General features: G+C 36.0%; 21 protein-coding genes and 1 tRNA gene. 1 reads left to right on the top strand and 21 read right to left on the bottom strand.

What is annotated here, in order from left to right:
* Positions 1 to 3: 3 nt before the first annotated feature.
* From KFE94_09565 to KFE94_09525, 9 genes are all read right to left on the bottom strand, one after another.
* A complete protein-coding gene (locus KFE94_09565) occupies positions 4 to 840 on the bottom strand; it encodes a hypothetical protein (protein ID UTW64929.1) in 837 nt (278 codons plus the stop codon).
* Between the two features lie 95 nt (positions 841 to 935).
* Positions 936 to 1,622 carry an isoprenoid biosynthesis glyoxalase ElbB gene (gene elbB / locus KFE94_09560; GenBank protein ID UTW64928.1) on the bottom strand — a complete coding sequence of 229 codons (687 nt, stop codon included), beginning with the start codon at positions 1,620 to 1,622 and terminating at the stop codon, positions 936 to 938.
* 6 nt (positions 1,623 to 1,628) lie between these two features.
* On the bottom strand, positions 1,629 to 2,360 hold the full coding sequence (gene pepE / locus KFE94_09555) for a dipeptidase PepE (protein ID UTW64927.1): 732 nt from the start codon (positions 2,358 to 2,360) through the stop codon (positions 1,629 to 1,631).
* Between the two features lie 108 nt (positions 2,361 to 2,468).
* Positions 2,469 to 4,586 carry a SurA N-terminal domain-containing protein gene (locus KFE94_09550; protein ID UTW64926.1) on the bottom strand — a complete coding sequence of 706 codons (2,118 nt, stop codon included), beginning with the start codon at positions 4,584 to 4,586 and terminating at the stop codon, positions 2,469 to 2,471.
* A 71-nt stretch (positions 4,587 to 4,657) separates the two neighbouring features.
* The gene (locus KFE94_09545) at positions 4,658 to 5,923 is read right to left on the bottom strand and encodes an HlyC/CorC family transporter (GenBank protein ID UTW64925.1); all 1,266 of its coding nucleotides are present in this window, start codon (positions 5,921 to 5,923) and stop codon (positions 4,658 to 4,660) included.
* A 226-nt stretch (positions 5,924 to 6,149) separates the two neighbouring features.
* A complete protein-coding gene (lptC, locus tag KFE94_09540) occupies positions 6,150 to 6,767 on the bottom strand; it encodes an LPS export ABC transporter periplasmic protein LptC (protein UTW64924.1) in 618 nt (205 codons plus the stop codon).
* On the bottom strand, positions 6,745 to 8,052 hold the full coding sequence (locus KFE94_09535) for a hypothetical protein (GenBank protein ID UTW64923.1): 1,308 nt from the start codon (positions 8,050 to 8,052) through the stop codon (positions 6,745 to 6,747). Before KFE94_09535 ends, lptC begins: the two co-directional genes overlap by 23 nt.
* 35 nt (positions 8,053 to 8,087) lie before the next feature.
* Entirely contained in the window at positions 8,088 to 9,392 is a 1,305-nt protein-coding gene (locus KFE94_09530) for a hypothetical protein (protein UTW64922.1), read from the bottom strand.
* A gap of 31 nt (positions 9,393 to 9,423) precedes the next feature.
* Complete coding sequence (locus tag KFE94_09525; GenBank protein ID UTW64921.1) at positions 9,424 to 10,155, bottom strand: type III pantothenate kinase; 732 nt, start codon at positions 10,153 to 10,155, stop codon at positions 9,424 to 9,426.
* A gap of 124 nt (positions 10,156 to 10,279) precedes the next feature.
* Here KFE94_09525 and KFE94_09520 point away from each other — a divergent pair.
* Positions 10,280 to 10,352 (top strand) — tRNA-Phe (locus KFE94_09520).
* Between the two features lie 110 nt (positions 10,353 to 10,462).
* Here KFE94_09520 and KFE94_09515 read toward each other — a convergent pair.
* The 12 genes from KFE94_09515 to KFE94_09460 all read right to left on the bottom strand — a co-directional run bounded on the left by KFE94_09515 (position 10,463) and on the right by KFE94_09460 (position 23,638).
* Positions 10,463 to 10,849, bottom strand: coding sequence for a nuclear transport factor 2 family protein (locus tag KFE94_09515; protein UTW64920.1), 387 nt, complete (start codon positions 10,847 to 10,849; stop codon positions 10,463 to 10,465).
* Positions 10,840 to 11,211 (bottom strand): DUF2752 domain-containing protein, encoded by a 372-nt coding sequence (locus KFE94_09510; GenBank protein ID UTW64919.1) that lies wholly within the window; start codon positions 11,209 to 11,211, stop codon positions 10,840 to 10,842. The genes KFE94_09515 and KFE94_09510 overlap by 10 nt, the downstream gene beginning before the upstream one ends.
* On the bottom strand, positions 11,195 to 11,608 hold the full coding sequence (locus KFE94_09505) for a hypothetical protein (protein ID UTW64918.1): 414 nt from the start codon (positions 11,606 to 11,608) through the stop codon (positions 11,195 to 11,197). Before KFE94_09505 ends, KFE94_09510 begins: the two co-directional genes overlap by 17 nt.
* Before the next feature lie 34 nt (positions 11,609 to 11,642).
* The gene (locus tag KFE94_09500; protein UTW64917.1) at positions 11,643 to 12,014 is read right to left on the bottom strand and encodes a VOC family protein; all 372 of its coding nucleotides are present in this window, start codon (positions 12,012 to 12,014) and stop codon (positions 11,643 to 11,645) included.
* Between the two features lie 23 nt (positions 12,015 to 12,037).
* On the bottom strand, positions 12,038 to 12,721 hold the full coding sequence (locus KFE94_09495; GenBank protein UTW64916.1) for an ABC transporter ATP-binding protein: 684 nt from the start codon (positions 12,719 to 12,721) through the stop codon (positions 12,038 to 12,040).
* Positions 12,696 to 13,634, bottom strand: a complete 939-nt coding sequence (locus tag KFE94_09490) for a hypothetical protein (protein ID UTW64915.1) — start codon at positions 13,632 to 13,634, stop codon at positions 12,696 to 12,698. Before KFE94_09490 ends, KFE94_09495 begins: the two co-directional genes overlap by 26 nt.
* A gap of 15 nt (positions 13,635 to 13,649) precedes the next feature.
* The gene (locus tag KFE94_09485; GenBank protein ID UTW64914.1) at positions 13,650 to 14,690 is read right to left on the bottom strand and encodes a S9 family peptidase; all 1,041 of its coding nucleotides are present in this window, start codon (positions 14,688 to 14,690) and stop codon (positions 13,650 to 13,652) included.
* A gap of 130 nt (positions 14,691 to 14,820) precedes the next feature.
* On the bottom strand, positions 14,821 to 19,449 hold the full coding sequence (locus KFE94_09480; protein ID UTW64913.1) for an efflux RND transporter permease subunit: 4,629 nt from the start codon (positions 19,447 to 19,449) through the stop codon (positions 14,821 to 14,823).
* A 20-nt stretch (positions 19,450 to 19,469) separates the two neighbouring features.
* Positions 19,470 to 20,507 carry an efflux RND transporter periplasmic adaptor subunit gene (locus KFE94_09475; GenBank protein UTW68251.1) on the bottom strand — a complete coding sequence of 346 codons (1,038 nt, stop codon included), beginning with the start codon at positions 20,505 to 20,507 and terminating at the stop codon, positions 19,470 to 19,472.
* 160 nt (positions 20,508 to 20,667) lie between these two features.
* On the bottom strand, positions 20,668 to 21,162 hold the full coding sequence (locus KFE94_09470) for a hypothetical protein (GenBank protein ID UTW64912.1): 495 nt from the start codon (positions 21,160 to 21,162) through the stop codon (positions 20,668 to 20,670).
* Positions 21,163 to 21,250: 88 nt separating this feature from the next.
* A complete protein-coding gene (locus tag KFE94_09465; GenBank protein ID UTW64911.1) occupies positions 21,251 to 21,631 on the bottom strand; it encodes a hypothetical protein in 381 nt (126 codons plus the stop codon).
* 186 nt (positions 21,632 to 21,817) lie between these two features.
* Positions 21,818 to 23,638: a hypothetical protein gene (locus tag KFE94_09460; protein UTW64910.1), complete on the bottom strand. Its 1,821-nt coding sequence runs from the start codon at positions 23,636 to 23,638 to the stop codon at positions 21,818 to 21,820.
* Between the last annotated feature and the right edge of the window lie 160 nt (positions 23,639 to 23,798).

Raw genomic sequence — 23,798 nt, 5'->3', positions numbered from 1 at the left:
AGTTTATTTAGTAAGGATTCCCACTTTAAATCCAGCTGTAAAAGCTAATGGAATTTCACTTCCTACAGTAAAACCATAGTGATATGTTGGTCCGTAATAATCGTAATAGTTTTGTTTTGATTTCATGTTATCAAATCCATATCCGATACCTCCGTAAAGATCAATTAAGAACACATTACCCATTACCCATTGTTTACCAAAATTCAGCATTAACGCTCCAGCAACGATATTCTCTCTTGATTCCGTATACGTTCCCGTTTGGCTATTGTACAAACTCATATCTCTTTGATAAGTTGAAAAAGCAAACTCTGGTCTTACATATCCCCCTTTAAGAATATGAGAATACTTCATTCCTTTTAACGCAAAATCAGGTGTATTAATAAATTTATATCCTGCTTTAATATATGCGCCTACAGGATTGTCAACTCTGGTCTCTTCAATACCAACACCAATTAAACCTAAAGTCCCTTCAATACTTGCTCCAGGCTTTAAAGACCTCTCATAACCCAAACTTAAAGCTCCGGTCATTGGAGAAAACATTCCAACTTTAAACGCATTTTTATTTTGTCCCAGATATAACTCCGGATCAGTCATTTTCCCATGGAAAACCATTTCTTTACCACTTTCAAACACGATTTTTTCAATGCGATCTTTATCAATCACATAAACCAAATCATCTGTTTCCTCCATGGTATATTTCACCTCATCTTCTCCTAACTCGGTGATCTCACAAATGATTACTTCATTATTTCTTTTATAGATTTTGTCTTGTGCAAATGCCACAACAGAAGCAAAGACTAGTACAAAAAGGCTAATGGATTTAATTGTAACGGTTTTCATAATAAATGTTTTAAGTAAATACGAATCTATGATAGTTGTGAACGTCAAGCAAAAAAAATGCCATAAAAAGCTCAAAACTTTACAATTAGTTAACTTTAGTTCACTAATTTAAACATTTCATCAATAGCAGTCTTTATATTATTTCGAACCTCCAAAACAGATGCTTCCATCATATAACAAGGCGCACATACTATATTCATTTCAGCATCTACGCTCACTTCGCGAATCGTCTTCATCGCTACATCCATTCCAACTGATTTCACTCCTTCTGAAATAGCCGAAATGTCATACGGGGATTTCTCCTGATCAGTACCTACGGTTAATAACGCTTTTTTACCTGTTCCCTCTAATGCTTTAGCCACTGTAGTCGGCCCCATACATAGTGCTGCTATCGGTTTCTTTGCATCAACAACTTCATTAATCAATCTTTTTACTTCATCATTAATTACCGAATCCGGGCCCTTAACCGCCCAATTGGTATGATTTTTTGCAGTACCAAAACCTCCTGGAATTACCAATGCATCAATATCATTTGCATTCACATTTGCTACATCTTCAATATCTCCTCTCGCGATTCTGGCAGACTCATACAAAACATTACGCGTTTCCTGCATTTCTTCTCCTGTCAAATGATTCACCACATGCATCTGATCTATATTTGGAGCCATAAATAACACATCTGCATTTTGTTCGTGAATAGCCAATAAAGCGAATACGGTCTCTTGAATTTCAGAGCCATCATAAACGCCACTTCCTGATAGTAATAATCCAATCTTTTTCATAATTCGTTATTGTATTAAAAATGATATATCTGTTTCTGTAGTTACCTCGTATGGATCTTTTCCTTTTTCAAATATTCTGGCAGTTAACTCTCCTCCTAAAGAGATTTGATTGCCAACCACTCTCAAATAACTTCCTTCTCGTAAACCTACCACAATTTTATCATTATAAATATGATACTCCTTAATTCTGGTTTCTCTTGTCTCACCCATGTGTTTTGAATTTGGGTCCGGGTCCAGGTAATGCGGATTAATATTAAAAGGAACCGCTCCCAAAGCATCGAATGATGGTGGATATACAATAGGCATATCGTTGGTATTATTCACAGTCATCCCTAGCATATTTGAACCTGCACTGGTTCCCATATACGGCATCCCACTATGAATTTGATCTCTTAATGTTTCTATCAATCCATTTTCATACAATTCATTTAGTAGCACAAACGTATTCCCCCCGCCAATGAATACACCATTAGCATTTCTAATGGCCTCTTGCATATTATCAAATTCATGAACACCTTTCACATGAATCCCAATGGTATGAAAATATTTTCTAGCCACCTCTGTATATGCATCCCAGGTTAACCCAGAAGGTCTGGCAAAAGGGACAAACACTAATTCTTTAACTTCTTCAAAATGCTTTTCAATTTCCGGTGTTAAATAGGTTAAATATGGTTTCCCATGAACTGTTGATGTACTTACAATCAGTAAATTTCTTTTTGTTTCTTTTTCACTTCTCATCCACACAAATTTAAATGTATTTCTTTTTTAATGACTAAGTGACTAGTCTATACAAAAAATGCCGTAAGAAATAGTTCCTACGGCATTTTAATTTCTTGATTCTTCTATCTAGAAGAAAGTATATCTGTTATCTTGTATATCAGAATTTGCTTTTAAAGCAATAAACGGTTCATATGATGCTCTACTTTTAAATGCAGCCATCAAACCTTGTCTTGTTCCATCTATTACCTGTACGTTTTCAGGAACATCTTTCTTATTCACCATTAAAACATATACACCTCTATCTCCAACGATTGGATTAGATGTTTGTCCATTTTCTAATGAAAAAGCCATTCCTAGTAACTTTTGCTCATTTCCTAATCCAGGAATACTGAATGAAGCAAACGCTACATCATTAGCTGGTTGAACTGTTGTATTCATGCTTTGAGCCACTTTATTGATGTCTCCTCCTTGCATCTTAGCCGCTAACATTTCAGCTTTCTTTTCATTGATTACTTTTTGCTTGATCACTTCTTCTACCAACTCAAATGGCAAAATTCCTTTCTCTTTAACTTCAGTAACCATTGCTACGATAAACTCATCGCCAGTTTCCATTGCATCAGATACAGTACCTGCTTCTGCTTCAAATACCCAACGAATTACTTTACGTGTATTAGGTCTTCCCATTAAGTTCATGTCATCAGGACGTAAGTTTGGAGCATCCAATCTATTTAATCCCTCTGAAGCTTCTGTGAATTTCTCTGGAGTATTGTTTGTAATTGCAAAAGAACTTGCTGCATTATAAGCTGCTTCGTATGATGCCTGACTTGGCTCAATTGTATTATCCAGAATTCCTACTAACACTACTTCTTTTGCCTCAGTTTGATCTGTAATTTTAATTAAGTGTACTCCAAATTGAGAGTTTACTACAACTAAATCACCAACTTTGCCTTCAAAGCAAGCATCATTAAATGTAGGTACCATTTGACCTTCAACAAACCATCCAAGGTCACCACCTTTTGCTGCTGATCCTGGATCAACTGAAAACTCTGTTGCCAAATCTTCAAACTTAGCTCCATTCTCAACTTCCGTTTTTAAACTGTCAATAATTGCACGAGTAGCTGCAATATTGTTGTTTTCAACCTGCATTAGAATATGGCTTGCCATTACTGAATCAGGTCTCATTTGCTTATCCAGTACTTTTACCATTTGGAATTTATCCAGATTTAAGAACGGACCTACTACTGTCCCAACAGATGCAGCCGTAATTGTAGTATCATACATTGGAGGGAACATTCCGTCTTTACGCCATTTGATATTGAAAGGAGTATCTCCGTTTTCGTTGATAAATAATGTATCTGATTCTGCTGATTCGAATGCAGTTCTTAAATCAGCTAGTTCCGCTTTTAAATTCGCTTTATCTTCGTCTGAAGCTGCAACCTCAAAAGTCACAAACTCAATAGAGCTTGTTAATTCTTTTTGCTCAAATTCCGGCTCTGATTTATGTGCATTGTAATATGCTCTTAACTCGTCTTCGGTTACCTTGATTGACTCATCCGGAGTATCGTTAAAGAAAGCACCTACATAGTTGAAAGAAATTCTACTATTTTGATCCAACTCTTTACGCTCTAACTCTACATCAGTAATGTAAACTCCCTTTGCAATTAACATTGCATACTTGTTGTCTACAGCTGGCTTACGTACATAGTTTTCCTGAAAGTTATTCCATGAAGCTAAAGCCTCAGCCGAATTCTCACCATCCGCATAAACCACTTGTTTCAAGTATTCAATTACCGCATTTCCATTTAATGACCCATCAGGATTTGCATAATTCTGAACGATCTGACCTGTTTGCGGATCAGTAAAATATTGTTTTAATGAAGGATTGTTTGACTCATTTTTGATGATATTTAAAAGTTCTTCATCCGTAACGGTCAGACCTAATGCTTCATATTCTTTTCCTAAGATTAAATCTTTCAGCATATTGTTCCACACCTGATCACGAATTTGCTTTCTTTCTTCATCAGATTGACCTCCACGAGAATTCGCTTGAATTTCCGCTACTTTAGTCTCGAAATCCTGATACGAAATCTTGTTTCCATTGATTTCACCGATCTCATCATTAGGTCCGTTAAAAAATGTACTACTTGATTCTAATGCTCCTCCTAAGACAAAGAGTAACATTGCACTACCAATAATTCCGATTAAGAGTCCTGAGTGTTTTCTAATTGATCCAATTGCGGCCATTATTCTTTCCTATTTTTTGTTGGGCTGCGAATATACTAATTCTATTTATTAACGGACTAATTGTTATATGGTTAATTCTCTTGAATTAAATGAAGTTTGACTTCATTGATTTTATTATTTGATACTGAAAGAATATCAAACTCAAAAAAATCAATTTTGATTCGATCACCTTTCTCCGGTATGGACTCAAAGTGCTCAATTATCAACCCGGCCAAAGTCTCATAATTATCTGACTTTGGTAATTTTAAATGATACTCCTCATTCAAATAGTCCACCTCTAGTCTAGAACTAAAGATATATTCGGTTTCAGATATTTTTTGTTCGGTTAATTCTCCTTTATCGTGTTCATCTTCAATCTCGCCAAAAATCTCTTCCACCACATCTTCTAAGGTCAAAATTCCTGCGGTCCCTCCAAATTCATCTACTACCACAGCCATGCTCTGACGTTTCTTGATAAAACTGCTCATCACATCATCTGCAGGCATTGTTTCCGGAACTACGGCAATTGGTCTTAAAACATGCTTTACCATAGTTGGTTTGCTATACAAATCACTTGAGTGTACGTAACCGATTATTCGATCAATATTCCCACGATATACCAATATTTTAGAGTGACCTGAATCCAAAAATTTACGAATCAACTCCCCCATCTCATCATGAATTTCAACCGCTATAATTTCATTTCGGGGCACCATACATTCACGGGCTTTTACCGAATTAAATTCCAATACGTTCTGCAAAATTTGAATCTCATTGTCCAATTCCTCCTCTTCAATATTCCCTGTTGAAATTTCTTTTAGATAATGATCCAAATCTACTAACTCATAAGTGAGTTTTTGTTCTGACACTTCTATTCTTAGAATATATTTAAAAATGAAATTGCTTAACGCATTTACAAATCCCACAATTGGATAGAATATGAAATACGTTACAAATACGGGGACAGCAAAAATCTTTAGGCTTCTATTGGGATTTTGACTAAATAATACTTTTGGTAAAAACTCAGCCAATATCAAAATCACCAAAGTGGAAATCAACGTTTGAATCAAAAGAATAATGACTCCGTTATTGGTGAAGTCATCAATAACCGGAGTTAGTAAATCCCCCATTGCCAAACCATAAATTACCAGCGAAATGTTATTCCCCAATAACATCGTGGTAATAAATCGAGAGGGTTTTTTGATCAATTTAGAGAAGAAACCAAAAGCCAATTCTCCATTATTGGTATCAACTTCAATCTTTAGTTTATTAGCAGAAATAAAGGCAATCTCAATACCCGAAAAAAAGGCAGATAAGATCAGAGATATAACTATTATAAGTATGGGATCACTTTCCATAAGGCAAATTACCTAACCAAAATTAAGCAATTATTTGTTCTTTGAGTCATCTTGTTTTTCGATAACATTTTTGCGAAAAATAAAACGGAATATAGAAAGTACTACGGCCATAGATCCAGCCATATAGAAATATCTAATTTCTTCTTCGTGCAGATCGTTCAAATGACAATATACCGCAAAAATCAACATTGCAATTCCTGCAATCAACCAAAAAAGCTCCATTATTCTATTGTACAGATTCATCGTCTAAAGATATAATTCCCTTAATATGGTTAATTCTATAATTCGTAAAGTCCTGGTTCGCTTCAAATCCGTCACCGTATATAATTTCATCTTCAGTAGTGATTTTCACAAAATCTTCAGAATGGATTTTTTTAGTTCTCGAGTTCCATGTTAAATGTTCACTATTTAATTTATCTCCATCCAGATTATATACCTGAACATCATCCGATAATTCCAAAATATCTTTATTGGGATAGTGAATGGCATGTTTACTCATGACCTTTGCTTCCACATTACCCAAACTATCTATGAATTCAATTCGCATTCCTTCAGGTAATAAATCATATGGCACTTCATCTTCATCAATATAACGCTCCAAAACAGGTGCTTTCAGAACGATTTTCACGACCCCCGAATCACTAAAGTTAAGTACAATATTTTTACTTGTAGATAGTGGTAAATCTTCGGATTCGACAATAAGCTCATCGATTTCCTGCAAAGTATTCCCTCCGCAACTTATCATAAAAACTGCAACAGAGATATACACAAAAGTCCTTAGCGCAAATGCACTAAGGACTTTCAATTCAATATTGATATTTTTATTTTGTACGAACAGTGACATCTTCATTAATCCATCCACCTACATGATACGACTGACCATCTAAGATTTTGTAGAAGAAACAATCTTCTTTACTTGGATACTGTGCTTTAGCCGAAGCAATTTTCTTATTCGCTTTATCCGCAAGTTCAGGATTTAAAGATTTCGCTTTTTGATATTTAGACACTGCTGCCCAATATCCTCCTGCTTGCTCACATGCATTTTCTCCAACAGATTTAGATCCGTATAAGTATGCATCACCAATAATCATGTATGCATCTGCATTTTTAGGATCTAACTTTAACATTTTTAAAGCATAAGTCTTCGCACTTGCATACTGCTTTAAGTTCAACTGAGTAAACGCAATATACTTGTAGCTATTGATCTTTCCAGGAGTCGTTTCTGACATTTCAGCAGCTTGTTTGAAATACTCAATCGCTTCTGAATAACGTTCTTTTTTCAATAATGAACGACCAATACCAAATTTAGATATCGCAGAAGGTTTTACTTTATCCAATGACATAGAAGCTTTCAAGAATAACTCTTCATCAGTACAGTCACTCTTCTCAAAGAAAGCAATAATCTGAATCAATACATTGGTATCGTTTGGATTTGCTTCGTATTTAGGAGTATAAATTTCAACTAACTCAGGACATCCTGCATATTTTGAGAATATTTGCTCTAAGGCACCTGCTACTTGTAACCATTTATCTTTAGCCTCAGGAGTTTTTGCTTTTTTAGTATTTTCTACTACAACAGCTGACAATTTTGGGAATAAAGTGAAAAGTTCTTCTTTTTCCAATTCACCTTTCTTAACCATTTTCTCAGTCAACTTATAATAAGCCGTAATAGCTCCTTTTTGAGATTTATTTCCTTCTAACTCAAAAGACTCTTTTAAATATCCGTAAGCTTCCTGGTATCTACTCTTATCATAACGCGCTAAATCAGCTCCTTTACGACCTAAAACATTTCCTTTTTGTCCAAAGTTTTCAATTCTCTGATCGTAAATCCACATCAATGTATCTACTAATTTTGCTTTCTTATCTGCATCTTCTTCAGCTTTGATAAAGCTCTTATACATAGTTGCCCCTTTGATGTATAAGTTTTTAGATGATTTTGGACAATGCTGTACTGCCTTTAACCACGGCCCTCTAGCATCTGTATAATTCTTCTGCTTGTAAAACTCTACATATAATGAAGTGCTTTCAACACAAGTCACACTATCCTCTGGTGTTGCCCCATATTTTGACTGGGCAAAAGATGCCACAGCAAAAAACATCATTGTGATTGTTAACAGTTGTTTTTTCATCTGTCTGTTATTTTTCGTTTTTGTTTATCTATTTATTAGTTGATTTTTCTTTTCTTAAACCATCTATCCCAATAATTCGGAGATAGCGATAACCCAATGTAAACGTTGGTATATTGTTCTCTGATCAGTCCATTACTAGTCGACCCTCTATTTCCAACGGTCACCCCAAAATCAATTGTGGAAGAAGAAGGAAAAATCGATTTAGACTTTACAAGAGGTATGCCAAACCCCGCTGTGACAGACATATCAGTCACTTGAGTCCCTAACACGTTGATACGTGTATCTTTATAATTAAACCCAACGCGATATCTTAAAAGCTTGAAGAAGTCTCTAATACCATTTGCATCTGGAACGAATTGCATTCCAAAACTATATTGCGTAGAATTTTCAAGACCCGAATTGGTACCATTCACTTTTAAAGCACTCCATTCGTTGAATTCATAATCTAATTCAATAATCCAAAGATTTTTGGTATGCCTGTTAAACAATTCATAGTTCACCCCAATTCCATATCGCTTTGGAAGATAAATAGACGTAGTGTCTAAAGAATATGAAAGTGTATCAGTGATCACGAATAATCGAGAACTCGTATAATAAAATGCTCCAGAAAAGGATTCAAACCTGGTTTTTAAATGCGTTGGTAGTGAGTATGATCCTCCTAACGTTAAAGTACTCTCATAGGTTTCAGACTTATTTAATAATTTATTAAGCCTTAAGCTGTATAATAGTCCAATATCAAAACCAAAATCATTGGTCACATAATTGTCCTGAAACAAAGTATTCAAAGCCCCCGGAATTTCTTCCAGATTATTTAAAGTCGTTTGACGGTTATTCCCAAAATAAAAGTTTGCATTCGTTCCAATACTTACAGACTGCACACTGTCCTTAAGAATCTTATACCCTATTCCACCATGGATTATATTCATCCCGCCCTGACCTTCATATCTGGTAAAATAATCGCCAACCGCATTGGTCGAGTTAATTTGAATGCCATAACCTAAAGAGGTGAATGGTTTCGCACCTAAAGAGATTCCCAATTTCTTAGTCAACGGGATACCCAAACCGAAATATCTCAAACTCCCATTGTCATTGTCCTGACTGGTTTCTGAATTAAAGGTACGGGTTCTATTTAGCATAGCTCCTACCGAAAATGTAGCCGCTTTCAATGAAGCATAACTTGCTGGATTCGCTGTATTCAAATAGAAAGGTCTATCCATAGCATATTTCACATCCCCCATAGATAGGCCCATTGTATTATTTATAGACAAAGGATCCCCAATTCCAAATAAAGAGTATGGTGAACTGGTAATATTATTTTGCGCATTTGCCGAAACAAACATCAAAATAAATACTACTAAAATGTACTGTGATTTATGCTTTTCGATAATGATAATCTAAAATTTTATTCAAACCATGAAGGATTAAATTTTGATCTGCAAAAGTGGTGTTTTTTACTTCTTTGACAAAATTCTTTGCATCCCCTCCGGTCATTACTACAAATAGATTTCCGAAACGCTTTTTATATGCATTTATTACCCCGTCAATTTCAAAGCTCATTCCATTAATAATACCGGAATGAATCGAATCTTCTGTAGATTGTCCAATTAAATTCGGTCGTTCTTTTGGATGTAGCAAAGGCAGTTTTTTCGTGAACTTATTTAACGATTTATAACGCATTTCACATCCTGGTGAAATCGCTCCACCAAAATATCTATTGTCGTACGTTAAAAGATCATATGTAATACAAGTCCCTGCATCGATTACCAGAACATTTTTTTGAGGATATTCTTCATATACCCCCATCACTCCGGCTAATCTATCCGAACCTAAAGTCTCTACAGATTGGTATTCTACACGAATAGGTAATTCACATGTTGAATCAAACATCATCCACTCCGCCCTATTGTCAATCAAAACTTCCAATTCTTCTTTGGTCGCTGAAACACTAGATGCGATAATATGTGACGGTTGATACTGATCTAAAAATTGATCAATTACATTTCCTAAGTCCCCTAAGCTCACTACCTTTTGTGTCACCAAATTATTTTGGTCAAAAATAGCTGCCTTCACATTCGTGTTCCCTATGTCGAGTATAAAATTCATATTTTTTAACGGTTGCAAATCTAAACAATGAAAATAAAGAAAAAATTTTCTTCATTCTTATTTGTAATATTCAATATTTAATTACTTTTGTCGCCCGTTCAGCAGAAGTGTTAAACAACAAGGAGGTGCCTTAGCTCAGTTGGTAGAGCAATGGACTGAAAATCCATGTGTCCCTGGTTCGATTCCTGGAGGCACCACTTTCAAAAAAAGCCTTAAACACTGTGTGTTTAAGGCTTTTTTCTTTTAGCTCTGTTACATTATGATTTGATTATCTTTTTGTTACCTATTTCTATTTACTCTTAAAACACTAATACATTGTATTTTCATTCTTTGATTCGGCCGGAATTTTCTGGATGGAATCCCAATGTTCGCAGATTTTTCCATCTGAATCGAATCTAAAAAAATCCATCGTCACATATTCATCTCCTTCTGGCCAGATTTGATGCGTATGTAAAGCTACCAGGTCTTCCTCTCCAATACATCTAACAAATTCAATCGACTTATCCGGATATTCTTTTTGCATTCTATTAAAATAATCAATAAAACCTTTTTTCCCATTGGCTACATCAGGGTTATGCTGAATATAATCAGCCCCAAGGTATAATTCTACTGCTTTTTGAGGTTGTCCTTCGTAAGCCATTCTATAAAACGCAATGGCATTTTTCTTATTTTCTTCTAATCTTTCTATTCCCATAACAACTCTTTCATTGTCCAAATAATAATCACTAAAGATAATATTATGTCGAGTATCAATATTTGTCTTACTGAATGATATTTTTCGACCAACCAACTTACCACCGGGCGAATGATTAATTGAGATGCAAATAATAAAAATAACAATCCATGCCCCAACGGAACACCTCTCATCTCTCCACTTAATAATTGCTGAAACGATCGGGTCAATCCACAAGTTCTACATTCCTCTCCTAATTCTGCATAAACACATTTTATGGCTATCACATCAGTTTTAAGCAAGATCGCCATCAAAATGATAAAAACAAAAATCAGAACATTAAAGAAATGATACTCCCAATTTTCTTTATTGAAGGGTATCATTTTCAATATACTCGATAGTATCTATATACTCAATCGTATCTTGCTCCAACTCCTCTTCCAAATTATCCATTACCTCCTGTATCACCTGTTCCTCCAGCCCCTCTTTAATGGAATTTTCAATCTCAGATTTAGTTTTAAACACTTCTTCATATTCCACGTATTGGTAGATACTAATTGAAATCGCCAATAACCCAATAATTAATCCGGCAAGTGGCACCCCAGTACCCATGTTATTTTGACGCATATATAAGAATGCAATCAAACAAAAAATCGTAGCGAGTAATGCTGGAACAAATGCATAAAATCCCACACATGGAATTAATGAAAATAATAATGAGATGATCCCAATCACCAATCCGATCACCCCAAATGGCTTCGGGTTTCCTGAAAATTGCATTTCCATATATTTACCTATTACTTGTTTCTAAATATTATACGTGTTGGTCAATCAAAATTTGGTTTCCATCCGGATCAACTAAAATAATATTTTCCGGGCCTGTTGTTGATTCATCCGCTTCTGAAATCAAATCTACATCTTGAGCTTTTAGACTTTCCTGAATTTTTCGAACATCATCAAATTCATCCAGTTTCTGTGCATTTTCATCCCAACCCGGATTAAAGGTCATAATGTTTCCTTCAAACATTCCATAAAATAGCCCGACCAAAGCATTTCCATTTTTCATAATGAGATAATTCATCTCCATACTTCCAGCAAATACTGAAAAACCTAACTTTTCATAAAACTCCTTTGACACTGTCAAATCCTTAACGGATAAACTGACTGAAAAAGCTCCTAATTTCATATTTATATTTTTACAATTTGACCTTACATTAACTCTTCTAAATTATCCATTTTATCCCCAATCACAAATGTCTTCATTTCCTCTTCCAACTCTTCAAAATGTTCTGGCCTGACATGTTTAGTAATTTCCCCTGCTTTCAACATCATAATTTCATCACAAGTGTCTTTTAAAGTTGAAAAAATATGAGATGAAATTAATACCGTTTTACCTTGATTTTTTAATCTTCTAATCACCTCAACAATCATCATATTACTATGAATATCCACCCCATTAAATGGCTCATCTAAAATGAATACTTTATTATCCTGTAACAAAACTCCCGTTAGAGCCAGCTTCTTTTTCATTCCTGTTGAATATGTTTCCACATATTGTTGTAACGGCAATTCAAAAACATTCTTAGCTTCAAATTCATCTGAATCTACACCTCTGGCTACACATAACAATTTGAGATATTCCCATCCTGTCATTTTACTCATAAACAATGGGTTTGTTTCCAAAAATCCCATATGATTTTTTAGCGGATACCATTCAGACTCTATCCATCCTTCATAAGATTCTAAATGCGCCAAACATTTAAAAAGAGTTGTCTTTCCCGCTCCATTTGCCCCCACTATTCCATATACCTTTCCGGACTGCAACTCCAGACTAATCCCTTTAAGCACATGGTGCGTACCATACGTTTTATTTAACTCTGTTATTCTTATCATTTAAAACTAACTCTAATTGTTCTTTAGATTTCACATAAAAATATGGTACGACTCCCAACAACATTGGAGGAAACCACAAACTCACGCCTAATAATACAGCTTGCCCTAACCCCATTTCATTTGGGTATGCCGAATACTTTGCCAATATTACGGTCACCATAAATACAAAACCTATTCCCTGAATCAACACTGTCATCCATAAATTTTCCGGGTAATATCCGATTAATACTATTACCGGAATCAAACTCAAAACGGAACTCGCCAACAAACCCAATCGTATTTTTCGAAGCAAAAACTGTTGGGGAGTATTCGAATAAATCCAAACGAAATATTTTTCCTCAGCGCGTATGTAAAATGACATGGTGATTAAAAAAACCATTCCTAATGCGAATAAACCCAGATTGTAATTCTGCACCTGAATAGATTTCAACAATAAAAGATAGATCGCTATAAGGATTAAATAAACTCTTCGAAAGCCGACAATATTTTCAAATGGAATTCTTTTAAATGGTGTTTTCACTACAAAACCAAAAGATTTAAACTGATTTAATATGGCCAATAGACCAGCAATAACAACCAACACTAATCCCCAAAGTCCATATCCAAAGAATCCCAAAACCATCATGAATGGAATGATCATTAGGCTATTTTCTATCAATCGAATTTGGATATACTGATTTGATTTGAAAATAAGCTTTAGCTGATCATTTCTTTTCTTTTCACTTAAGTTACTCAACAAGGAAAAAGCAAGCATTAAGTATATTCCATATGCATATTGAATCTCCTGGAATAGATATGTCGACAACAAAACAAATCCCAAAATTGCGATCAAAACACCCAATATAGGATGCACCCCAAAGTCACTAAACTTTCGCTCGATTCTTTTAAACTGTAATTCAAAATAGAATTTCATTTCATTAAGGACCGTTTATAGAGTTACTCTCTGAACCGCTTCATTAAAATCATTCCCGTCTAACAAATATCGATTAAACCAATCGATGATAATTTCTCGATATTCCTTCCTGTTTTTACTAAGCGTATGATTCCCCTCCGAAAAAGAAAATAATTTATATGGATAGTCTATTCGAGCTAATTCTTCAGCCAATTGGGTTGCTTCAACATACATTACTCTATCATCTTTAATTCCATGTAACACTCCGAGTGGAACCTCATCTAACTCTTTAACCCAAAAGACTACCGAACGATCTCTCAATTTCTCATCTGTATGATTGTAATAATCAGGTATCGTCTCTGCAAAAACATATGTTTCCATCTCAGGTCTAAACTTTTTAGTTTCAAACAAGTTTGCTGCGCCAGCCATTACAACAGCCGTCTGAAAAACACCTTTATTTTGAAGTGCCTTATAAGTCATTATTCCACCTCTACTATGCCCAAACATTCCTATTTTTGATGTATCTGCATTTGGGATTTCTGATAGAACTGACACCAGATTCATGACATCATTCACATCAGCACCACCAAATTCTTCCTGACCTTCACTTCCACTATTTCCTCTATAATTTGAAGCCACTACCACATAACCCTGATCTGCTAAAAAAGCCATATGCTCTTTAATCATTCTAAACCCAATTCGTCCGGAGTTCCTATTCCCACCCCTATTGTAAATAATACAAGGGTATTGGCCAGGTTCTTTCGGAGCCACCACCACCCCGGTAACCATCAAGTCATCACTCTTATACACCATTGTTGAAACAACAATTCTATTAAACACATCCAATTTGGAAGAGACTAACCCAAATGTTTTAATCACACTGTATCTCACTCCACTTAATTCAACGAGCTTTATTTTTTCTCCTGAATTAAAAGCTCCAAACTTAGCTTTGGTCTCTTCAACGGTATTGGTTTGAATATCCCCATCAATACTCCGTAAACAGTACATGTTTAATCCAAAGATCAAAACAACCAAAGTGATTAATCCTAAAAAACATCGAAGCACTTTTCCGATCATTCTATATCAATTTTAAAAACCGAAACTTAATACTTTTAGCTCTCGACTCTTTACCGATCATCATAAAACAAGAGGCCGCATCGTATTCGATGCGGCCTCAATAAATCAGAAAAACACAATTTCCATCTAACTATTTCCAACCTCCTCCAAGTGCTTGATAAACATTCACCATTGCATTCATCTGTTGCATTTTGGTTTCAATCAAATCAAATCGAGCTTCCAAAGCATCTCTTTGGGTCAACAAAACTTCCATATAATCTGCGCGTGCAGATCTAAATAAACCATTCGAAATATCTATTGACTGAGTTAAAGCTTGCACTTCCTGTCTCTTCAAATCATAGCTATTTTCTAAATTATCAAGTTTTGATAGTTGATTTACTACTTCAATATAAGCATTCAAAATAGTCTGCTCATATGAATAAACTGCCTGTAATTGCTTGGCATTGGCGCTTTGATATGCCGCCTGAATCGCATTCCTATTGATTAATGGAGCTGCTAAATCACCTGCTAAAGAATACAATATAGACTCCGGACTTTTAAACCAGTAAGTTGCATTAAATGCCTGATAGCCTAGGCCTGCCGATAATCTCACTGAAGGGTAAAACCTGGCTCTCGCTACTTTCACATCCAGTTTCGAGGCTGTCAGCACAAATTCTGCTTGTCGAATATCTGGCCGATTTGCAAGCAGTTGTGCTGGCACTCCTTCCTGTATCAGATTAGGCTTCAAGTTTTTAAATGTATTCACGTCTCGTTCTACATGCTGCGGGAATCGACCCACTAAAAAATTGATTCTATTTTCTGTTTCAATGATCTTTTGTCGAATTTCATATTGTAAACTTCGGGTATTTAAAACCTGCGCTTCAAACCTCTTCACCGCCAATTCAGTTACTTTGGTAGCTTGTTTTTCCAACTTCACCACCTCTAAAGCACTACTCTGAATTTCGATATTTTGCTCCACAATTTCTAACTGATTATCTAAAGCCAACAACTCATAATAAGAATTTGCAATTTCTGCAATTAGGTGTGTTACCATAAAATTCTTCCCTTCTATGCTTGCCAGATATTTGGAAACCGCAGACTTTTTTGCATTTCGCAATTTCTTCCATACGTCCAACTCCCAGGTCGCGTATGCCCCAACCATATAATCTGGTAAAGGTTCCGGAAATGATTTTCCTGGCTCTACATCTAAACTCTCTTCCACAACACCATTCCTGGTGTATCGTGATACCTTTTCAACTCCTCCACTACCATTTAATGAAACAAATGGAAGATACTCGCCTTTTCTGGCTCTAATTTCGCTTCTTGAAACTTCTATCTCCTGAAGCATAATATTTAACTCCTGATTATGACTCAAAGCAGTGTCTATCAACTGAGTTAAATTAGAATCCTTAAAAAACTCTCGCCAGTTCACATCTGCAATATTCGAAGAATCATGAGTGTCAAGATAACTTTCAGGAACGGCTTTATTTTCTTTTCTGGTAGCACTTTCTTGTGTTTTACACGATGCTAAACCCATAGCAATCAAAAGAATAATCATCCACAAATTCATTTTTTTACCTCTTAATTTTTTATACAACTGACGCAAAAAATGTTCTCGTTCATCTACCTGTACCATCTCTTCGCTCAATGGTGCATTGTGCTCATCCCTGATCAATTTCCTTCCTTCTGACATCTTACCGAATATGTAATACAAGCCCGGGATAATAATCACTCCAAATAGTGTCCCAAACAACATCCCACCAAGCGCTGAACCACCAATGGTATGATTTCCGATGGCTCCCGCACCATGCGCCATAACTAAAGGTATCAATCCAGCGATAAATGCAAATGAGGTCATCAAAATTGGTCGAAAACGAGCTTTGGCACCTTCAATAGCTGCATCGAAAACTGAAGCGCCCTGTTGATTTTTTTGAACGGCAAACTCCACTATAAGCACGGCATTTTTCCCAAGCAATCCAATCAGCATAATCAATCCTACCTGAGCATAAATATCGTTTGCCAATCCCATCATTTTTAGAATCAAAAACGAACCAAATATCCCAACTGGTAATGAGAAGATTACGGCAAGTGGCAATAGAAAACTCTCATATTGCGCTGCCAATACCAAATACACAAAAATCAAGACCACAATAAATATGTAAATGGACTCATTTCCTCTCCTCGACTCATCATACGAAAGCCCTTCCCATGCGATATCATATCCTCTGGGTAAAGTTGCCTCAGCTACCTCCCGAATCGCTTGAATCGCATCAGCAGATGTATAACCCGAAGCAGGTAATCCACGAATAGAAGCTGAGTTATACATATTGTATCGGGTAATTTCATTTGGCCCCAAACTCTTCTTAATTTTCATAAATGATGAGTAAGGAACCATTTCACCCTGATCATTTTTGACAAACAACTTCATCAAATCGGTTGGCAACCTTCTAAATTCCGGATCAGACTGAACATAAACCTTAAAGAATCTTCCAAATCGAATAAAGCCTTGTTCATACGTACTTCCGATAAGAATATTTAAATTCTCCATGGCCTCACCAATAGAAACTCCCTTTTGCATAGCCGCTTTATTATCAATCACCAACTCATATTGCGGATAATTGGCCGCAAAGAATGTAAATAATCCGGTGATTTCTTTTCGCTCTCGCAAAGCAGCCATAAAGTCTTTATTAACTTTATCAAATTCCTGATAATTGGTATTGGTTGTTTTATCCAACAAACGCAACGAGAAACCCGCTGAAGAGCCAAAACCCGGAACTGCCGGTGGTTCAAAAAACTCAATAATACCACCAAGTTCTTTAGACTTTTCTTCCAACTCCTCCATCACATCTTTAACCGATTTATCACGTTCTGCCCAGGGTTTCAAATTAATCAAACAGGTTCCGGCATTTGACCCCCTACCTTGAGTCATAATTTCATAACCCGCCAAAGAAGATACGGACTCCACAGCCTCTATCTCCTCACAAATCTTTTGCAATTCTCTAGACACCTGATTGGTGCGTTCTAAAGTTGAACCCGGAGGTGTTTGAATAATCGCATAAATTGTTCCCTGATCCTCGCTTGGAATAAATCCTGCAGGGAGTATTTGATTCTCATACAATATTCCCAATCCAAAAATGAACAATACACCAAATGTGACAACTCTTCTATTCACAATGAGCTTAAGCAATCCGACATATCTTCCTGTTAACTTGTCGAACCGCTCATTAAACTTATCAATTAACCAATTCACAGGTGATTTACGTTTAGGTTTCCCATGATTGTTCTTTAAAATAATAGCACATAACACCGGAGTTAAAGTCAACGCAACGATGGCGGACAATACAATGGAACTTGCCATCGTAATTGAAAACTGTCTGTAGAACGTTCCCACTGGTCCACTCATAAATGCAATAGGAACAAATACGGAAACCATTACGAGTGTAATAGCGATAATCGCACCACTGATTTCACCCATTACAAGTTTAACAGCTTCATAAGGAGACACATTTTCCTCCTCCATTTTGGCATGCACTGCTTCAACTACCACAATCGCGTCATCAACCACAATACCAATAGCCAATACCAATGCAAATAATGTGATTAGATTAATAGACAATCCAAAGAGCGACATAAAAAAGAATGCTCCAATTAAAGATACCGGTACTGCAAGTGTTGGAATCAGAGTAGATCTCCAATCTCCCAGAAAGAGAAATACCACTAGGGCAACTAGTATAAAGGCATCTCTTAGCGTATGGATCACCTCATCAATAGATGCATCTAAAAATTGAGAAACATCATAGCTGATTTTATATTCTACACCTGGAGGAAAGTCCTCCTCCAACTCATCCAATTTTTCTTTTACTGCATCGATAACATCACTGGCATTACTTCCATAATTCTGTTTTAACACGATAGCTGCTGATGGATGACCATCTAGATTGGAATAGATATCATAATACCGGGCATTCAATTCTACCTTTGCGATATCACCTAAATGTATACTCTCTCCATCTGAATTTGCACGGATAATAATATCTTTATACTCTTCCGGTTTATTAAATCTACCTTTATAAGTCAATACATATTCCAATGATTGCGCTTGAATACCTGAACTCCGTCCTAATCTACCCGGACGTCCTACAATACTTTGCTCAGCCATAGCTTCCATTACTTCATCCACGGAAATTTTATATGCCCGCATTCGATCCGGATTTAACCAGATTCGCATAGCATATTGTCTACTTCCCAAAATCTGTGCTCTGGAAACTCCTTTAATTCTTCGAATCTCCGGAATCATAGACACATTCGCATAATTGTACAGGAACTTTTCATCCAGATCTTTATCGGTACTGAATAAATTCACATACATCAACATACTGGGTTGAATCGGCATAATAATCACACCTTCTCGCTGCACCAGTGGAGGCAATAAAGGCATGACTCGATCTACCCTAATTTTTACTCGAGTAGTAGCTTCAGTAGGATCTGTACCCGGCTCAAATATGACGCGAATAGTTGCCTCACCTGCACTGGTCGCATCTGTTGCGATATAGCGCATTCCCTGAACTCCATTCAAAGAATTTTCTAGTGTAATCAAAGTAGATTTCACCAACACATCTGCACTTGACCCTGGAAAAGCAATAAATATGTTAACCGTAGTCGGTGCAATTTGTGGAAACTGTGATATAGGTAATTGCTTTATGGCTAATAGCCCCGTAAAAACAATAAGCACAGATATCACTATAGCCAATACTGGTCTATGAATAATATTTCTAAACATGACTCTAGATTTACAGGTTATTACTCAGCGTATAGTTCCAAATGCGACACTACAGAATCAGGCCTTAGATAGTCATATGAAATTTCTTCATCATCTCTGACTTTTCGTAACCCTTCCAACAGGATTTTATCGTTCTCCGAAATCCCTGATTTCACTACAAAAACATGTGGCATTTCTGCTTCAATGGTGATCTGTTTTGCATGCACAGTACTCTTCTGATCCACAACATACACATAGATTTTATCCAATACCTGAAAGGTTGCTTTTTGCGGTATGATCACCGATTCATTTAATGGTACGCGAACCTGAATATTCCCAGTCTCACCATGTCTTAATAGACCTTCCGGGTTTGGGAATGTAGCTCTAAAAGCTATATTCCCGGTTTCATTATTAAAATCTGCCTCAATAGTTTGAACCACTCCTGAATAATCGAAAGGTTTACCATTGGCCATCAACAGATTTACATGCATCAAGCTGTCTCTTTTGACATTGGTTTTGTAATCCAGATATTCCGCTTCAGGCACATTGAAATACACCCACATCTTACTATTATCAGATAAACTGGTTAATAAATCCCCTTCATCCAGCAGACTTCCTAACCTTACATGAAACCGGTCCATGATACCATCGAAAGGGGCTTTAATTTCTGTAAAACCTAAATGCACTTTAGCTAAAGAAAGTTCCGCCAAAGCTTTATCGTATTTCGCTTTTACAAGGGCCAACTCGTTAGGTGAAACAATATCACTATCTGCTAATTTCTGTGTATTTCTATATTCAATTTCAGCAAAACTTACCTCTGCCTCTGCTTTCTTCAATTCAGCTTCATACAGCATTGGCATAATTTGAAACATCTTTTGTCCTTTTTTGACAAACTGACCTTCATCTACATAAATATTTTGCAAATAGCCTCTTTCCAGAGCTCTAAGTTCAATATGTTGTATTGATCTTATTTGGCAAACATACTCTTTGATATAAGACGTATCTTTTTTTAGAGGACTCGTTACCAAAAAGCTCACCTCTTCATGGCTTTCATGTTCCTCATGATGGCAACTTATCATTGCAAAGGCTATTATAAGTCCTAATGTACCGAACTGCGTATAATCTATAATACGTGCTACAATTCTATTTCCTTTAAAATTCATTTTCTTTTTATTATGATAGGATTTTCCCTATCCATTTTAGTTTTTATTCTAAGTGGGTGTGGAGGGACGAACGCGACTAACTGAATATGAATTTCGAAGGAATTTTAAAGGAACAATATTTTAGATAACAAGGTGGATGTGTTATTTGATATTTCCAATCGGGTAAATCAAAGTACTTCTGTGGCTTCACAACATATGCCACCTTCCGATATACCAGAACCGTAGCAATGAAGATCATTTGAATACGCTTTCTTAAATCTTCATCTATCTCTTCGCATTCTTCAAAATACTCTAAAGCACCTTTTGACTCTATTATCCCAGAATTTCTAGGAATGACATGAAAAGTATGATGCACATTATTTACTCCGTAGTTTAGAGATGTCCATTGATTCCAGGACGTACTGCTTGAACCTAAAAATGGCAAGAGCCATTGAACGATTAGCATTATTGCCACTAACTTCTGGAAACTACGCTTAACACTATCCATTTCGTTAATTCTTGAAGTTTTTTTTAACGGGACGTGCGCATGAAAATATGTGGTGGTATTACATTGTTGTTGTATGGAATACATAATCAGAATAATTCGACTTTTACAAAGAGTGAAACACAATTTCTTGTGTAGATTGCAGCGATTCTATCGCTGTGCAATTCCTTTTCTCTCAAAGTCGAAATACTTCAATCAATATGTATAAAGGGTTCTGGGTAATTAAATGCTCCCGGTTACTCAAGAAATATACCGGAGGAGATTTTAGATGATAATAACTATACGCTTTATTTTTAGGTATCACCTGATTCGCCCCATTCTTACCAATTTCTTCTTCATCTGGTTCCAACTCAATATCCAACTGCTCAGAGAATGGAAATGATGAAAGTGGACTTTGGTTTTGATTTTGAATGGAGACTGGAACACCTAATTTCTGAACCTGTTCCGGTTGCATGTTTTCATGAGCTATCCGTGTCATGTCCGTAACGTTATGCGCTACAGTTCCGAATGACACCACAATCAAAAAAAGATGTGTAAATAAAATTGCTATTTTCAACTCTGATTTCACAAAAACAATAGTCTGAAAAACAGGACAAAATTATGGATTAATTTTATTCCAAACCGATCTTACCACATATACTTTCTTAAATAGCACTAATTCACAAATATTTAACACCAAAACATAACGCAATAAAAAAAGCGTATCATAACTGATACGCTTTCCGAATTAATTCTTTTGTTTTTATGCCACTACTAATGCCAACTCTGCCTTTAACAATGACAACTTCGCTTCCATTTCATCAATTTCAGCACTAATCTTTTGCTTCATTGACTCAGAGTTTTTCATCACGTTCGTAAACAAGTCTTTATAGTACGCCAATCCTTCTTCCATATTAGACTGGAATGTATTGAAATACTTCATTTGTTTATCCATTGGTCCCGAAACATCCTTGATTTTGTTTTCCAGATAATCAATATACAAACCAATTTCTTTCACAAACATATTTGGACGATACGCATCGCTCAAGATGTTAATCTTACCATAGATATGGTTCGCCATTTTCTTTAATGAAATCACCTCATCAAAGTATGCCATATTTGGTCCGGGACACACAGAGATTCCTTCACCACGCACCTTATTTTCCAGATTGTTTACCTTAACCGCAGATGTACCTAACCCAACACAAATACAAGATTTGTCGGTGATTTTATCAAACTGTTTTTTGTATTCTTCTTTAGCCAAATTCAATGCTTCCAAAGCTTTTAGCTTATGTCTTTGATACTGACGTGAAGCTGTACAAATTGCTCTTTCAGTAAACTCTTTACTAGACACCAAATAGTTTAGAGGGCAAGATGATCCTGGTCTTCCCTGGTCAATTTTTTCTTGCTTCTCTACATCCTTGGTATTTCCTCTTAAAGAATTGAAAGGTATCCCTAATGGAGAAATATTACTTAAATATAAATCTTCTTCTTTAGCCTTAACCAATTGCTGTCTGGTTGGCTCATCTAAAGTTACCGCTTCAGGAACCAATAAAAACGGTGTTCCCCAACCTACACTATCCATCCCATAATGATCAATCAGAAAATCATGTTCTTCAGATGTTCCTACTCCACCCTGAGCTGTTACCTTCATTGGTAATGGTGCCGCTGGTACGTTCTTATTGTTTTTTGATAAATAATCAATCAATATAGCATGTACTGATTCAATTAACGCAGATCTACTCACTCTAAACTGATCCAAAATTGGTCCCATCAGGAACCCGTCAGAAGCAAACGCGTGTCCACCACAATTCAATCCGGATTCAATTCTATATTCAGAAACCCACAATCCTTTCTTCGCTAAAAATTTCCCCTGAATCAAAGATGAGCGGTAATCACTCACTTTTAATACAATTCTTTTCTTGATGTATCCATTTTCATTTGGATAAAAATCATCAAATTGTGAAATGTATGAATACAATCTTGGATTCATTCCTGCAGAAAAGATGATTGAAGAATCTAAGTTACTATTGGCATATCCTCTTAAAGCTGAATGCGCCTCATTAAACTCAATTGGCAACGCATCTTTCTTCGCATAAGTCACACGATCCAGTTTTGTCATGATGTTTACATCAATACTTCCCGGACGCATACTCTCCCTTAAACCTTTCTGCATCAATGTTTTTGCTTCTCCCTCCGGTAAAGCCAACATCTTTTCATACGCAATTCTCAAAGGCTCCTTTTCAGAAAGCATTTCAAAGTACTTGGTAATTTCACTGCCTTCTTCAAACTCCGTAGATTGAACTCTTTTAAAATTTGATTTCACCAAATAATCTACCAGGTCTAAATATGCTGTGATTCTTTTGGCACGAAAATCCTCTTCCTTTTTCGAGATCGGTTCATATTGCAAATCATTCTCCTTGGAATGATGCTCTCTCATTTGCTCGATCAACTCATCATCTACCAAGGACATCACAGATGAAATTCCATAATGCGCCACCTTAATGGGAGTGTCTATCGTAAACGCGATACCCATTACAGGAATGTGAAACGAATGCGGAGATGTATTTGCAGTATCAATCATGTTCTAATTCTCTTTTTCCAGCCCTACTAATATATCAGCAGTAATTCTCGTACTAATATGCAAAGGTGCAAAAAATGCAGGGGACAAAAAAGTTTTATTCCGTTTTGGGGCTTTTATTGCAAATGATTGACTCTTAATATTATGCAAGAATAACATTAAG

This window comes from bacterium SCSIO 12643, from assembly GCA_024398135.1.
Lineage (GTDB): Bacteria > Bacteroidota > Bacteroidia > Flavobacteriales_G > Salibacteraceae > CAJXZP01.
The sequence above is the reverse complement of the archived record's forward strand: the minus strand, read 5'-3'. Positions and strand labels throughout refer to the sequence as shown.

What these genes read in the sequence shown, in the direction of transcription:
- KFE94_09530 (UTW64922.1), bottom strand. Translation starts at nt 9,392, where the DNA reads ATGTTTGTTTCGGCAAATGCGCAAAATAATATTACCAGTTCACCATAC.
- KFE94_09550 (UTW64926.1), bottom strand. Translation starts at nt 4,586, where the DNA reads ATGGCCGCAATTGGATCAATTAGAAAACACTCAGGACTCTTAATCGGA.
- lptC (UTW64924.1), bottom strand. Translation starts at nt 6,767, where the DNA reads ATGTCACTGTTCGTACAAAATAAAAATATCAATATTGAATTGAAAGTC.
- elbB (UTW64928.1), bottom strand. Translation starts at nt 1,622, where the DNA reads ATGAAAAAGATTGGATTATTACTATCAGGAAGTGGCGTTTATGATGGC.
- KFE94_09525 (UTW64921.1), bottom strand. Translation starts at nt 10,155, where the DNA reads ATGAATTTTATACTCGACATAGGGAACACGAATGTGAAGGCAGCTATT.
- KFE94_09475 (UTW68251.1), bottom strand. Translation starts at nt 20,507, where the DNA reads ATGATAAGTTGCCATCATGAGGAACATGAAAGCCATGAAGAGGTGAGC.
- KFE94_09480 (UTW64913.1), bottom strand. Translation starts at nt 19,449, where the DNA reads ATGTTTAGAAATATTATTCATAGACCAGTATTGGCTATAGTGATATCT.
- KFE94_09545 (UTW64925.1), bottom strand. Translation starts at nt 5,923, where the DNA reads ATGGAAAGTGATCCCATACTTATAATAGTTATATCTCTGATCTTATCT.
- KFE94_09485 (UTW64914.1), bottom strand. Translation starts at nt 14,690, where the DNA reads ATGATCGGAAAAGTGCTTCGATGTTTTTTAGGATTAATCACTTTGGTT.
- KFE94_09500 (UTW64917.1), bottom strand. Translation starts at nt 12,014, where the DNA reads ATGAAATTAGGAGCTTTTTCAGTCAGTTTATCCGTTAAGGATTTGACA.
- KFE94_09535 (UTW64923.1), bottom strand. Translation starts at nt 8,052, where the DNA reads ATGAAAAAACAACTGTTAACAATCACAATGATGTTTTTTGCTGTGGCA.
- KFE94_09565 (UTW64929.1), bottom strand. Translation starts at nt 840, where the DNA reads ATGAAAACCGTTACAATTAAATCCATTAGCCTTTTTGTACTAGTCTTT.
- KFE94_09515 (UTW64920.1), bottom strand. Translation starts at nt 10,849, where the DNA reads ATGGGAATAGAAAGATTAGAAGAAAATAAGAAAAATGCCATTGCGTTT.
- KFE94_09470 (UTW64912.1), bottom strand. Translation starts at nt 21,162, where the DNA reads ATGTATTCCATACAACAACAATGTAATACCACCACATATTTTCATGCG.
- KFE94_09505 (UTW64918.1), bottom strand. Translation starts at nt 11,608, where the DNA reads ATGCAATTTTCAGGAAACCCGAAGCCATTTGGGGTGATCGGATTGGTG.
- KFE94_09510 (UTW64919.1), bottom strand. Translation starts at nt 11,211, where the DNA reads ATGATACCCTTCAATAAAGAAAATTGGGAGTATCATTTCTTTAATGTT.
- KFE94_09460 (UTW64910.1), bottom strand. Translation starts at nt 23,638, where the DNA reads ATGATTGATACTGCAAATACATCTCCGCATTCGTTTCACATTCCTGTA.
- KFE94_09495 (UTW64916.1), bottom strand. Translation starts at nt 12,721, where the DNA reads ATGATAAGAATAACAGAGTTAAATAAAACGTATGGTACGCACCATGTG.
- KFE94_09490 (UTW64915.1), bottom strand. Translation starts at nt 13,634, where the DNA reads ATGAAATTCTATTTTGAATTACAGTTTAAAAGAATCGAGCGAAAGTTT.
- pepE (UTW64927.1), bottom strand. Translation starts at nt 2,360, where the DNA reads ATGAGAAGTGAAAAAGAAACAAAAAGAAATTTACTGATTGTAAGTACA.